Origin of the sequence: Streptomyces seoulensis (assembly GCF_022846655.1) — a bacterium.
Lineage (GTDB): Bacteria > Actinomycetota > Actinomycetes > Streptomycetales > Streptomycetaceae > Streptomyces.
The window spans coordinates 3156983-3169659 of the sequence record NZ_AP025667.1; the positions used below are offsets into that span (position 1 = coordinate 3156983).

A 12677-nucleotide genomic window follows, 5' to 3' on the forward strand; every position below is an offset into this window, starting at 1 on the left:
CACACCCTACTTTGATCACCAGAGCCCCCTGTCAGGGGGTCCGTCGAAGCGTCGTTCCTGAATCAGGGTGGAAGAGCGCGCGACACCCTGCGCCCGCATTGCACCGCACACGCTCCGTGACCATGGTCGGAGCGTGATCACGTCTTCCGCCCCCCGGCCCGGAGCGGCCGCCCCCGCCCGTCCCCCGCGCCGTCGCGCGCTGCCCCGGATGGTCCGCCACCGCGCACCGCACGGTGCCCTCCTCGCCCTCGCGCTGTTCGCCGCGGTCCGCGCGGCGGGCATCGCCGCCGTGATCGCCACCAACGCACTGGCCGACCGCCCCCTGGTGCGCAGCCTCGCCCACTCCTGGGACTCGCGCTGGTACCTGAACATCGCCGCCCACGGCTACGGCCGCCTCATCTGGATCACCCCCACCGGGGGAGTGCAGAGCGACTGGGCGTTCTTCCCGCTCTATCCCGCGCTCGTCCGCGCCACCACCCTCGTCCTCCCGCTCAGCCTCGCGGCGGCGGCCATGCTGATCGCCTGGACGGCCGCCGCCGTCGCCGCGTACGGCGTCTACCTGATCGGCCACCGCCTGTACGGCCGCGCCACCGCCACCGCCCTGGTCGCGCTGTGGGCCGTGCTGCCGCACGCGGTGGAACTGACCATCGCCTACACCGAGTCCCTCTTCGCGGCCCTGGCCGCCTGGTCCCTGTACAGCGTGCTCAGAAGCCGCTGGCTCTGGGCCGGCTCCCTCGCCCTGGCGGCGGGGCTCGCCCGGCCCACCGGCTTCGCCGTGGCCGTCGCCGTCATCGCAGCCGCCGCACAGCAGATCTGGCTACGGCGCGGACAGGTCACCCCCGGCGTGTGGGCGGGCGCCGCGATCGCCCCGCTCGGCTGGCTCGGCTACGTCCTCTGGGTCGGCCGGTGCACCGGCGACCTGACGGGCGGCTACTTCGCGGTACAGGGCGCCTGGGGCTCCCGCGTCGACTTCGGTGCCGGAGCCGCCCGCTTCGTCCGCGCGCTCCTCGCCCACGGCGGCCAGGTCATCTATCCCGTCGCCCTCGCCATCGTCCTGGTCGGCCTGCTGCTGTTCGCGCTGCTCTGCCTGGAGCGACCCCCACTGGCCCTCGTGGTCTTCACCGGCGTCCTGGTCCTGCTGGTGATCTTCGGCTCGGGCTCCTTCTCCTCCAAGCCGCGCTTCCTGCTGCCGGCCTTCCCGCTCCTCATCCCGGCCGCCCTCGCCCTCACCCGCACCTGGCGCACCCGCCCCGCCGCGGCCCTCCTCGTCGGCGGCGCCCTGGCCCTCGTCTCCGTGCTGTACGGCGCCTACGTGACGGTGCTCGTCCACTCGCCGCTGTGAAGGCACCGGTGCGAAGACCGGGAAAGCGGGTAGGCGGGGGCTTCGAGGAAAGGACGACCATGACGACCTACGTGATCACCGTGCCGGGCACCTTCACCGCGGACATCGAGGCCGACACCCGCGCACGGCTCGGCCGCGCCCTGCGGCCCGCCGACCCGCACGGCACCGACCTGGGCAGCGCCGAGGACCTCGACACCCTCAACGTCAACGACGACGGCACCTTCACCCTGCACCTCACCGTGGAGGCCGACAGCAACAAGCACGCCGAGCAGGAGGCCCGCCGTCTCGCCGACGACGCCCTGCGGACGGCCGGACTGGACGAGAACACCGCGCCGCTCGGGCCCGCCGTGATCACCGGCATCGACTCCCAGGTGCGCTGACGGGCCATGGCGGGCCGGCTCAGGACGCCGGATGCGCCGGAAAAGGTAAAATCCGGACAACGGCCCGCCAGGTTCACCGCCCACCGGAAGTGAACGATGTTCCGCAAGCGCTCCACGGACGAAGGTGACGAGCTGCTGGCCAGACTCGGCTCGCTCACCGCCCAGGCGCGTGAGCGCGCGGAACAGCAGCGCAGCCAGGTCGAGCTGGCCATCGCCCTCCAGCGGGGCATGCTCCCGCGCGACCTGCCCAGCAGGCCCGGCCTCCATCTCGCGGTGCGCTACGCCCCCGCCAACCAGGGCCTGAACGTCGGCGGCGACTGGTACGACGCCTTCGCCATGCCGGACGGCAAGATCGGCCTGACCATCGGCGACGTCCAGGGGCACAACATCGAGGCCGCCGCCTTCATGGGCCAGGTCCGGGCCGCGCTGCGCGCGCTGGCCTCCGTCACCAGCGAACCCGGCGAACTCCTCGCCCGCACCAACGACCTGCTGCTCACCCTCGGCAGCGATCTCTTCGCCACCTGCACCTTCCTCCGGCTCGACCCCGTCACGGGCGTGCTGGAGAGCGCGCGGGCCGGGCACATCCCGTTCGTCTGGGCCACGGCCGACGGCAAGTCCGGCGTCGTCCACGACATGGGCGGCCCGCCCCTGGGCATCCAGCCCGGCATGGAGTACCGCGTCACCCGCCACCGGCTCTCCACCGGCGGCGTCTTCGTGCTGCTCACCGACGGCGTGGTGGAAGGCCCCTCGCTGCACGTCGAGGACGGCCTCGCCCAGGTGGTCCGCCTCGCGGGCATCGCCGCCGTCGCCGGCCTGAAGGTGCACGCGCTCGCCGCGGCCGTGATCAAGGGCGCCGACAACGTGGGCCACGACGACGACGCGGCCGTCCTCGTCGTCGGCCACGACGGCCCGCACACCCCGCCACCGCCCGCCCAGCCCCGCGTTAGGCCATAGGCGCCGTTCGCCTCGCCGCGGCCGCCCGACCGGTGTGAGAGTTGCCGGGTGGTGGCCTTCCCAGAAGCGCGTCGGCCGGGCGGCCATGCCGCCCTGGTCCTGGCCGTCGCGGTCTGCTACTTCGCGGCCGGTCGGCTCGGCCTGCTGTGCAAGCTCACCGTCGACGGCGCGGTCGTCACCCCCATCTGGCCGCCGACCGGAGTCGCCGTCGCCGCGCTGCTCATCCTCGGGGTGCGGTACTGGCCCGGCGTCACCCTCGGCGCGTACTTCATCGTCCTGTCGCTGGACACGCCGGTGCTCTACTCGCTCGGCTACCTCGTCGGCAACACCCTGGCCCCGGTGGTCGCGGTGATCTTGATGCGCCGGGCCGGGTTCCGCACCGACCTCGGGCGGCTGCGCGACGGGCTCGCCCTGGTGTTCCCGGGTGCACTGGGGGCCATGCTGATCAGCTCGACCCTGGGCGTCGCCCTCCTCGTCGTCACCGACCGGATGCCGGCGCACACCTTCTGGACGGTGTGGCTCGCCTGGTGGGTGGGCGACGCCATGGGCGTCCTGCTCGTCACCCCGCTCCTGCTGCTGCTGAGCCACGCCCGCGGATTCCTGCCCACGCCGCGCCGGTGGGAGGCCGCGGCGCTGGCGCTGGTCGCCGCCTGCGTCATTCCGCCCGCCGTGTTCAGCGACTTCAGCCTGCTGTTCCTGGTGTACCCGCTGATCATCTGGGGCGCCCTGCGCTTCGAGCTGGTCGGCAGCATGCTCTGCGCGCTGGCCACCTCCGTGTTGGCCGCGCTCGCGGCCAACGACGGGACCGGCGCCTTCCGCGGGCTGAGCCGCGTCGAGATCATGGCCAAGCTCCAGGGTTTCAACGGCACCATGGCGCTGACCGCGCTGCTGCTGTCCGCGGTGATCACCGAGCAGCGGCACACCCGGCGCTCGGTGGAGCAGGCGTGCGAGGAACTGGTCGAGGTGCTGGAACACCTCACCGCGGGCGAGGCCCCGCCGCCCCGCCCCGCGCCCGAGGACGCCGACCCCCTGCTGAGACCGGGCGACGACGCGCGCCCGCCCGGCCGTTAGTCCAGTGCGACGGTCGCGGTCACCCGCTTGCCCCGGCCCAGGGGAGTGACCTCCAGGGCGCCGCAGAGCAGGTTCACCAGACGCAGTCCGTGGCCGCCCACCCGCTCGGGGTCCGGCGGCCGGTGCCGGGGCGGCTCGGGCGAGGCGTCCGTGACGCTGATCCGCAGCCCCGCCGGGTCCGGCACCACCTCCAGAAGCAGGGTGAACGGCCCGGGCGCGTGCTTGAGCGCGTTGGTGACCAGCTCGCTGGCGACCAACTGGGCGTCCTGCACCGTGTGCGAGGCCGGTGTGGGGCGGACCCGTGAGAGCAGGTCGGCGACCGCGGTCCGGGCATCGGGGAGGGACGCGGTGTCGGCGTCCCAGTCACGGCTGTAAGGCGATGGAACCGAGGTGGTCCGCGTCGGTGCGTCTGCCATGAGGGGGAGGTCCATGCGGAATCGCCCTTCTCCCGTGGTGGCCGGTTCAGGCCCTTTCGTGCGATCGCGGAGGATCGTCCCTTCTCTGCACCGGCTACCCACTGGTGCGCCGATCAAGGGGCGCCGGTTCGTGAATCCCCCGGACGCGTGAGGGCGTACGCGAAAAATCCCCGGCACAAAGCGGCGGGCCCGGAAATCCACGAAATGGATTTGCGGGCCCGCCCGGTACGGAAACGCACCGACTCAGTGTTTGAAGACGTCCTTGGCCTTTTCCTTGGCCTCGCGGGCATCGCCCTTCGCTCCTCCGGCGCGCCCCTCGGCCTCCATCTGCTCGTTGCCGACGGCCTTGCCCATGGTCTCCTTGACCTTGCCCTTGAGCTGCTCCGCCTTGGCCTTGCCCTTCTGGTCACCAGCCATGGGGTATTCACATCCCAACGTTATCGGTGCGTGGTCGACATCCGGATATCCCCCTGACCGCCGCCCAAACCGGAAAAGCCGAAATTCATGAACCGGCTTCGGTCCCGCGTGCCCGCCTGCGCCGCACCACATGCCGGACGATCAAGGCCGCGACCAGCAATCCGGCGGCGATGAGCGCGTAACGCTGATAGCGGACGATCTCGTCGTACACCGTCGTGATGTGACTGCCCGCGAGATAGGCCAGGGCCGACCACAGACCCACCCACAGGGCCGCGCCGAGCGCGTTGAAGGCGAGGAAGCGGTGCCAGGCCATGCCCGTGGTGCCCGCGATGATCCCGTTCGCCTGGCGCAGCCCCTCCACGAAGCGCGCCACCGTGACGATCTTGCCGCCGTGCCGCTGGAAGAACGCCTCCGCCGCCTCGAAGCGCTTCGGGGTCAGCAGGATGTACTTGCCCCAGCGCTCCACGAACGCCCGGCCGCCGGTGCGGCCGATCACGTATCCCACGTTGTCGCCGATCACCGCCGCCGCGAACGCGATGGCCGCCACGGCGACGATGTCGAGCTCGCCCGCACCGGCGTAGACCCCGGCGGCCAGCAGGATCGTCTCGCCCGGCGCGGGCACCCCGAAGTCCTCCAGGAAGACGACCGCGCCGACGGCCCAGTAGCCGTACTGGCCGAGCAGCGGGGCGAGCGGCGCCAGCGGGCCGGGCAGGGGAGGCGGCATGGCATCACCGTACGCCGCGCCGCACCCCCGCCCCCGTCGTGACCTGCGGTAAGGACGGCCTCAGGGGCGGCCGACCGCGTCCTGGTCGCGCACCGTCGCCGGGGCGGCCGGCTCCTCGGCGGGCAGGGCCGGCGTGGTGCGGGCGCGGCGCCACTTGGTGATCCCCATGGCGACCTGGTCGGTGTAGCGGGCGGTCAGCGGCCCGACGACCACCAGAATCAGCACGTACGCCGTGGCCAGCGGGCCCAGCCGGGGCTCGATGCCCGAGGTGACCGCGAGACCGGCGATGACCACCGAGAACTCGCCGCGCGCCACCAGTGTGCCGCCGGCCCGCCAGCGGCCCCGCACCGAGACACCCGCGCGCCGCGCCGCCCAGTAGCCGGTGGCGATCTTGGTGAGCGCGGTGACGACCGCCAGGGCCAGCGCCGGCAGCAGCACCGGCGGGATGCTCGCCGGGTCGGTGTGCAGGCCGAAGAACACGAAGAACACGGCCGCGAACAGGTCCCGCAGCGGCGCCAGCAGATTGTGCGCGCCCTCGGCGACCTCGCCGGACAGCGCGATGCCCACCAGGAAGGCGCCGACGGCCGCCGATACCTGGAGCTGCTGGGCGAGCCCGGCCACCAGCAGGGTCAGCCCCAGCACCACCAGCAGCAGCTTCTCCGGGTCGTCGCTGGAGACGAAGCGGGAGATGACCCGCCCGAAGCGCACCGCCAGCAGCAGCACCAGACCGGCCACGCCGAGCGCGATGGCGAGCGTGATGCCGCCCGCGACGAAGCCCGTACCGGCCAGCAGGGCGGTGACCAGGGGAAGGTAGACCGCCATCGACAGGTCCTCCAGCACCAGGATGCTGAGGATCACCGGGGTCTCCCGGTTGCCGATCCGGCCCAGGTCGCCGAGGACCTTGGCGATGACGCCGGAGGAGGAGATCCAGGTGATGCCCGCGAGCACCACGGCGGCGATGGGGCCCCAGCCCAGCAGCAGCGCCATCACCGCGCCCGGCACCGCGTTGAGCGCGAAGTCCACCAGGCCGGCCGGGTACTGCGTCTTCAGGTTGGAGACGAGGTCACCGGCGGTGTACTCCAGGCCCAGCATGAGCAGCAGCAGGATCACGCCGATCTCGGCGCCGATCGCCACGAACTCCTCGCTGGCTCCCAGCGGCAGCAGCCCGCCCTCGCCGAAGGCCAGACCGGCGAGCAGATACAGCGGGATGGGGGAGAAGCTGAGCCGGGCGGCGAGCCGGCCGAGCAGGCCGAGGGCCAGGATGATGGCGCCGAACTCGATGAGGAAGACCGCGGAGGAATGCATCCGGATCACTCCCTGCCGAGGATGGCGGCGGCCGCGTCGACGCCCTCGCGGGTGCCGATCACGATGAGCGTGTCACCGCCCGCGAGCCGGAAGCCCGGACCGGGGGAGGGGATGGCGTCGGCACGGCGGAGCACGGCCACGATCGACACGCCGGTCTCGGTGCGCATCCGGGTGTCCCCGAGGAGCCGTCCGTTCCAGTGCGAGGTGGAGGACAGCGAGACGCGTTCGGCCACCAGGCCCAGCTCGGTCGTGGAGAGCAGGCTGGGGCTCTGGTGCGTCGGCTTGAGCGCCCCCGCGAGCGCGTCCGCCTCGCCGCCGGTCAACTGCACCGACAGTGCGCACGCGTCGGGGTCGTCCTCGCGGTAGGCGCTCAGCGTCCGTGAACCGTCGCGGTGGGCCACCACCGACAGCCGGCGGTGTTCGCGGGTGGTGAGGTCGTACCGGACGCCGATGCCCGGCAACGGCGTCCTACTCGTGCGTGCGGTGCCCATGGCAACCCCCCTGACTCTTTTGACTGTTTCTTGGTGCAACCATTACCGACACCCTAGCTTGACGGTGCATGGCCACACGGAGATTTTGTCTGGTCAGGGAGGTTATGCCGGACTTATTAAGGTGTTTTCAGCAGTACATGTCACGGAGCGTCATCCATGCCCCGTTCGCCACCGCTTGGTCAGCCGCCGAGGTTGCCCTGCCGGGCGTCGCGCCAGAGGTCGACCCCACCGTCCGTGGCGTACTTGTCGATCTCGGCCAGCTCCTCGGCGCTGAACTCCAGGTTCTCCAGGGCCGCGACGTTCTGCTCCAGTTGCTCGGTGCGCGAGGCGCCGATCACCAGCGAGGTCACCCGCTCGTCGCGCAGCGCCCAGGCCAGCGCCATCTGGGCCAGGCTCTGGCCGCGCCGGGCCGCGATGTCGTTCAGGGCGCGCAGCCGGCCGCGCATGTCCTCGGTCAGCCAGGACTGGTCGAACGACTTGCCCGCGGCCGCGCGCGAGTCCTGCGGCACGCCGTCCAGGTAGCGACCGGTCAGCAGGCCCTGGGCCAGCGCCGTGAAGCCGATGACGCCGAACCCCTCCTCCTCGGCCACGTCCAGCAGGCCCTCGGTCTCGATCCAGCGGTTGAGCATGTTGTACGACGGCTGGTGGATCAGCATCGGAGTGCCCAGCTCGCGCAGGATGGCTGCGGCCTGCCGGGTGCGCTCGGCGTCGTAGGAGGAGATGCCGACGTAGAGCGCCTTGCCCTGGCGTACGGCGGTGTCGAGCGCGCCCATCGTCTCCTCCAGCGGCGTGCTCGCGTCCAGCCGGTGGGAGTAGAAGATGTCCACATAGTCCAGGCCCATACGCTTCAGCGACTGGTCCAGGGAGGCGAGCACATACTTGCGCGAGCCGCCGCCCTGGCCGTAGGGGCCGGGCCACATGTCCCAGCCCGCCTTGGTGGAGACCACCAGCTCGTCCCGGTAGGGCGCGAGGTCCTGCTTCATCAGCCGGCCGAAGTTGATCTCCGCCGAGCCGTACGGCGGGCCGTAGTTGTTCGCCAGGTCGTGGTGCGTGATCCCCAGGTCGAAGGCGCGCAGCGCGATCTCGCGCTGGTTCTCGAAGGGCCGGTCGTCGCCGAAGTTGTGCCAGTAGCCCAGCGATAGCAGGGGCAGGTCGAGCCCCGAGCGGCCGGTGCGCCGGTAGCGCATGGTGCCGTCGTAACGAGCGGGGTCCGCGACGTGGTTCATCGGGTGATCTCCGGGTGATGCCGTAGGGGTGCCCCCGGAAACGGGGCTGATCCACCCTGCGCCCTCGGCACGGCGAAGTCCAACCGTCGTCCGTCATGGCATTGAGCTGTCGTGTTTCTGAATCACCCCGCCGCTGACCTCGGCATTCGCCCATGTGCACGTGGCCGGTGTGACGTGTGGGGTGTTGGGCAGCAGGATGGGACACGGGGCTGATGCCCGGTGCGGCCGGAAATGAGCGCATCCGGTGAACCGACGGCGAAAGGAGCGGCAGTGAGCGATGCTCTGTCCGACGGAGAGCGGCCCTCCGGCATGAAGGCGAAGGCATCCAAGGCCGTGACGGACCTGCCCCACCAGGTCCGCGAGGAACTGACCAGCAGACTGAGGCGCAATCGGGGCGCCTTCCGCAAGGACGACGTCCAGGTGGTCGAATCCCCGCTGCTCAAGCGGGCCGTCGGCGCGTCGGCGCTCGGCAACTGCATGGAGTGGTTCGACTTCGGTGTCTACAGCTATCTGGCCGCCACCCTGGGCAAGGTGTTCTTCCCCGGCGCGTCGCCGGGCGCCCAGGTGATCTCGTCCTTCGCCACCTTCGCCGCCGCCTTCGTGGTGCGCCCGCTGGGCGGACTGGTCTTCGGACCGCTCGGCGACCGGCTCGGCCGGCAGAAGGTACTGGCCACCACCATGATCATGATGGCCATCGGCACCTTCGCCATCGGCGTGATCCCCGGCTACTCCACCATCGGCATCGCGGCACCCATCCTGCTGCTGGTCGCCCGTATGGTGCAGGGCTTCTCCACCGGCGGAGAGTACGGCGGCGCGACCACCTTCGTCGCCGAGTACTCACCCGACCGGCGGCGCGGCTTCCTCTCCAGTTGGCTCGACTTCGGCACCTTCGTCGGCTACGCGCTCGGCTCCGCCCTGGTCACCGTGCTGAACCTGCTGCTGTCGGACGCCGAGATGCTCTCCTGGGGCTGGCGTATCCCGTTCCTGGTCGCGGGCCCGCTCGGTGTGATCGGCCTCTACATGCGGCTGAAACTCGAGGAGTCCCCGGCCTTCCAGCAGCAACTGGACGAGCACGAGAAGAGCCTGGCGCAGGAGTCGGCGGGCAGTGAGTTCAAGGACATCATCAAGAACCACTGGGCCGCGCTGCTCATCTGCATGGGCCTGGTGCTGCTGTACAACGTCACCAACTACATGGTCACGGGGTATCTGCCGACCTACCAGACCGAGACCCTGCACCGGTCGAGCAGTTCGGCCGATGTGCTGGTACTCATCGGCATGGTGTGGATCGTCATCCTGATCACCTTCCTCGGCCGGCTCAGCGACCGCGTCGGCAGGCGCCCGCTGTACGGCTGGGCCGCCGCCGCGATGATCGTGCTGGCGATCCCGGCGTTCCTGCTGATCAAGGCGGAGGGCACCTGGGCGCCGATCCTCGGCGTGCTGATCCTGTCCACCCTGCTGGCCTTCTTCGCCGCGCCGAGCGCGGCCACGCTGCCGGCCCTGTTCCCGACCGCCGTCCGCTACGCGGCCATGGGCATCGGCTTCAACTTCGCGGTCGCCGCCTTCGGTGGTACGACCCCGCTGGTGACCGCCGCGCTGGTGGACATCACCGGGGACGACCTGATGCCCGCTTACTACCTGATGCTGGCCGGCGTCATCGGTCTGATCACGGTGAAGTTCCTCCCCGAGAGCGCCCAGGTTCCCCTGCGCGGCTCCCAGCCGATGGTCGGCTCCCAGGAGGAGCGGCGTGAGCTGATCACCACCTCCAAGGAGCTGTACGCCCTGGCGAAGGACCGCCCTGCGGCGGACCGGGGCTAGACCCCCGAGACACCGGGAGACCCCTCGTGGCCTTTGTGGCCGCGGGGGGTCTTGGCGTGCGGAGAGGGGTCGTCCGGCACACCGGGAGCGTGGCGACCCGCTGCCCGACGCCCTCATCCAGGGGCTGTTGCCGCTGGTGGGCGAGTTCCGGACATGATGGTCCTCGGCGGGGGCTGACATGAGAGGACGGGTGCGGCGGATGTCCGGGGGCGCACAGATGGTCTTGACCGAGTTGTGGCAGCGGCACTGGCCCGACTGCCCTCCGGTCGGTCACAAGCTCCGCGACCCGTACCGGGATCGCTGGGTGCGCTTCCACAGCCTGCCTGGGTCGAAGCGGTACGCGGAGGGCGAGAGCGAATACGCGGTCGTCCTTGAGCGGTACAACACCGTCCTCGATGAGCTGTTCGCCGGCGAGGACGTCTATGTGATCACCCCGGTCTGGGCGACCGAGGCCGAGGTCCCGCCGTCCCGCCCAGACGCCGACCACTGGCAGAGCCTGCTGGTGGAGGACGACCCCGACCCGGATTTCCGCACCTACTGCCACCTCTTCGCCGCCCTCCGGCCCTGGCGGCACGGCTGCCTCGACGAGCTGCTTCGTGACATCGCCGACGACAAGGTAGGAGGAGTCCTCGTCACCGACACTCAGGCGCGGCGCATTTACCACCCCTATGACGGCGGCGCGGACGTCTTCCTCGCCACGCCTGCGGAACGGGATCGAACGCGCGACCGGCATGCCGACTGGCTCTCCGGTCACCCGTCGGGTCTCTGACGGGGCAGACGCCGAGGCCGACCGGTTCGCGACGGCGGCCGCGGACATCGCGACCAAGGCCCACGCGAAGCGGTCGGGGCCAGGCGGGCGGGGTCCACGAGGAGGTCGCCGGTGTCCAGCGGCATGTGGTGAGCCGGCGGCCGACGCCGCTCGCGTGGGTGATCGCCCGGCGGCCTCGGCCGGACCCAGCACGCGCGCCGCCAGCCCGAGTCGGGCCCCGTGCTCCACGTCGTGGTACGCCCGCTCCAGCCGTTCCGGGCCGGTGGCCACCTCCAGCTAGCCGACCTGCCGGGGCAGCGCGCCGTACCGGGCGACGCTGTCCTGGGCCGGCGCGCTCAACTCCGCACTGGCGCTGAGCTGTCCCACGAAGCCGGGGGCCGGTCCCGTCGAGCCGCGTAGCTCCACGCGTCGAGCACCACCACGTCGTCATGGCCCGGCCGGGTCAGAGGGCACGCGACCGATGCACCCACCACTCCGGCACCGACGACGACCACCCGCTCGGACACCCGCTGTGCACCGCTCATCACGTACGCGATCCTTCCTCGCTCACCGGAGGCCCAGCACCCTCGGCCGGGACTTAAGGGGAGGTTAATCGAGGATTAAACATCGCTGGACGAGGCTGTTGTTTGTTCAGATACCCGCTGCTCATGGGCGTTTTGACGGGTTGTCGGGGTGGTTGGAGCCGCTGGGGGCGCGGCGTATGGTCGGGGCTTGCCGGAGGTGCTCGCCGTTCGTGTGAGAGCGCTCTCAGACCCAAGGTCCGGTGTGTGCGGTGTGCTCCTTCGGCGCTCGTCCCTTCCCCCACGGTCGAGGGCGTGCCCCGTACGTCCCCCCCCCCACAGAGAACAGGGTGTGTTCTGGTCATGGCTGGTCATCGTTTACGTCGCTGGTCCGTCCGCGGTCTCGTCTGCGGGAGCGCCGCCGCGCTCGCCGCGGGCGTGCTCATCAACACCACCGGACTCGGCGTCCACCGCGCCGACGCCGCCCCGGCGGCGCTCAGTTGGTCCGACGACTTCGACGGCGCCGCGGGCAGCGCGCCCGACAGCTCCCGCTGGACCCTGGAGACGGGCGGCGGAGGCAACGGCAACCACGAGCTGCAGTACTACACGAACAGCACCGACAACGCCGCCCTCGACGGCAACGGCAATCTGGTCATCACCGCCCGCAAGAACACCGACCCCAACCTGAACTGCTGGAACGGGCCCTGTCAGTTCACCTCCGCACGGCTGAACACCGCGAAGACCTTCACGCAGAAGTACGGCCGCTTCGAGGCCCGCATCAAGATCCCGCGCGGCCAGGGCATCTGGCCCGCCTTCTGGATGCTGGGCGACGACCTCGGCAGCACGGGCTGGCCGGGCAGCGGCGAGATCGACATCATGGAGAACGTCGGCAAGGAGCCCGCCACCGTCCACGGCACCATCCACGGTCCCGGTTACTCCGGCGCGGGCGGCCTCGGAGCCGCGTACAACCTCCCCGACGGCAGGCCGTTCGCCGACGACTTCCACACCTTCGCGGTCGACTGGAGCCCGTCCGGCATCACCTGGTCGGTCGACGGCCAGAACTACCAGACCCGCACCCCGGCCGACGTGGGCGGCAACAAGTGGGTCTACGACCACCCCTTCTTCGTCATCCTCAACCTGGCGGTCGGCGGTGACTGGCCCGGCAGCCCCGACGCCGGTACGTCCTTCCCGCAGACGATGACCGTGGACTACGTCCACGTCTCCGCCCAGAACTGAGGCCCAGGGGGCGGGACCTGACCCCGCCCCC

The 12677-nt window shown here is 71.0% G+C and carries 13 protein-coding genes and 2 pseudogenes; 7 read left to right on the forward strand and 8 right to left on the reverse strand.

Annotated features, from left to right (window positions below; translation table 11 throughout):
- Nucleotides 1-133: 133 nt before the first annotated feature.
- The 4 genes from HEK131_RS14585 (at nucleotide 134) to HEK131_RS14600 (ending at nucleotide 3747) form a co-directional block, all read left to right on the forward strand.
- Nucleotides 134-1342 (forward strand): hypothetical protein, encoded by a 1209-nt coding sequence (locus tag HEK131_RS14585; RefSeq protein WP_244335535.1) that lies wholly within the window; start codon nucleotides 134-136, stop codon nucleotides 1340-1342.
- Between the two features lie 59 nt (nucleotides 1343-1401).
- The gene (locus tag HEK131_RS14590) at nucleotides 1402-1722 is read left to right on the forward strand and encodes a hypothetical protein (RefSeq protein ID WP_217460645.1); all 321 of its coding nucleotides are present in this window, start codon (nucleotides 1402-1404) and stop codon (nucleotides 1720-1722) included.
- Nucleotides 1723-1818: 96 nt separating this feature from the next.
- Nucleotides 1819-2676 (forward strand): PP2C family protein-serine/threonine phosphatase, encoded by an 858-nt coding sequence (locus HEK131_RS14595; RefSeq protein WP_244335537.1) that lies wholly within the window; start codon nucleotides 1819-1821, stop codon nucleotides 2674-2676.
- A 48-nt stretch (nucleotides 2677-2724) separates the two neighbouring features.
- Nucleotides 2725-3747: an MASE1 domain-containing protein gene (locus tag HEK131_RS14600; RefSeq protein WP_217460643.1), complete on the forward strand. Its 1023-nt coding sequence runs from the start codon at nucleotides 2725-2727 to the stop codon at nucleotides 3745-3747.
- On the opposite strand, the gene HEK131_RS14605 is transcribed toward HEK131_RS14600, so the two are convergent.
- The 6 genes from HEK131_RS14605 to mgrA all read right to left on the reverse strand — a co-directional run bounded on the left by HEK131_RS14605 (nucleotide 3744) and on the right by mgrA (nucleotide 8326).
- On the reverse strand, nucleotides 3744-4163 hold the full coding sequence (locus HEK131_RS14605; protein WP_244335539.1) for an ATP-binding protein: 420 nt from the start codon (nucleotides 4161-4163) through the stop codon (nucleotides 3744-3746). The two genes, HEK131_RS14600 and HEK131_RS14605, sit on opposite strands and share 4 nt — an antisense overlap.
- Before the next feature lie 243 nt (nucleotides 4164-4406).
- Nucleotides 4407-4580, reverse strand: a complete 174-nt coding sequence (locus tag HEK131_RS14610; RefSeq protein WP_161150671.1) for a CsbD family protein — start codon at nucleotides 4578-4580, stop codon at nucleotides 4407-4409.
- Nucleotides 4581-4665: 85 nt separating this feature from the next.
- Entirely contained in the window at nucleotides 4666-5304 is a 639-nt protein-coding gene (locus HEK131_RS14615) for a DedA family protein (protein WP_244335541.1), read from the reverse strand.
- Nucleotides 5305-5364: 60 nt separating this feature from the next.
- On the reverse strand, nucleotides 5365-6609 hold the full coding sequence (locus HEK131_RS14620; RefSeq protein WP_244335543.1) for a cation:proton antiporter: 1245 nt from the start codon (nucleotides 6607-6609) through the stop codon (nucleotides 5365-5367).
- Nucleotides 6610-6614: 5 nt separating this feature from the next.
- On the reverse strand, nucleotides 6615-7100 hold the full coding sequence (locus HEK131_RS14625; protein ID WP_161148815.1) for a cation:proton antiporter regulatory subunit: 486 nt from the start codon (nucleotides 7098-7100) through the stop codon (nucleotides 6615-6617).
- A gap of 179 nt (nucleotides 7101-7279) precedes the next feature.
- Nucleotides 7280-8326: an L-glyceraldehyde 3-phosphate reductase gene (gene mgrA / locus HEK131_RS14630; protein WP_217460639.1), complete on the reverse strand. Its 1047-nt coding sequence runs from the start codon at nucleotides 8324-8326 to the stop codon at nucleotides 7280-7282.
- Nucleotides 8327-8635: 309 nt separating this feature from the next.
- On the opposite strand from mgrA, the gene HEK131_RS14635 reads away from it, so the two are divergent.
- Nucleotides 8636-10141, forward strand: coding sequence for an MFS transporter (locus HEK131_RS14635; protein WP_244452019.1), 1506 nt, complete (start codon nucleotides 8636-8638; stop codon nucleotides 10139-10141).
- Between the two features lie 217 nt (nucleotides 10142-10358).
- A complete protein-coding gene (locus HEK131_RS14640) occupies nucleotides 10359-10910 on the forward strand; it encodes a DUF3885 domain-containing protein (RefSeq protein ID WP_244335545.1) in 552 nt (183 codons plus the stop codon).
- Nucleotides 10911-11186: 276 nt separating this feature from the next.
- Here HEK131_RS14640 and HEK131_RS30135 read toward each other — a convergent pair whose 3' ends face one another.
- Both HEK131_RS30135 and HEK131_RS14645 read right to left on the reverse strand, forming a co-directional pair.
- Nucleotides 11187-11315 carry a hypothetical protein gene (locus HEK131_RS30135; RefSeq protein ID WP_279614293.1) on the reverse strand — a complete coding sequence of 43 codons (129 nt, stop codon included), beginning with the start codon at nucleotides 11313-11315 and terminating at the stop codon, nucleotides 11187-11189.
- A 35-nt stretch (nucleotides 11316-11350) separates the two neighbouring features.
- Nucleotides 11351-11434: pseudogene (locus HEK131_RS14645) on the reverse strand (hypothetical protein); the annotation flags it as partial.
- Nucleotides 11435-11773: 339 nt separating this feature from the next.
- On the opposite strand from HEK131_RS14645, the pseudogene HEK131_RS14650 reads away from it, so the two are divergent.
- Nucleotides 11774-12643, forward strand: a pseudogene (locus HEK131_RS14650) (glycoside hydrolase family 16 protein); the annotation flags it as partial.
- Nucleotides 12644-12677: the final 34 nt, after the last annotated feature.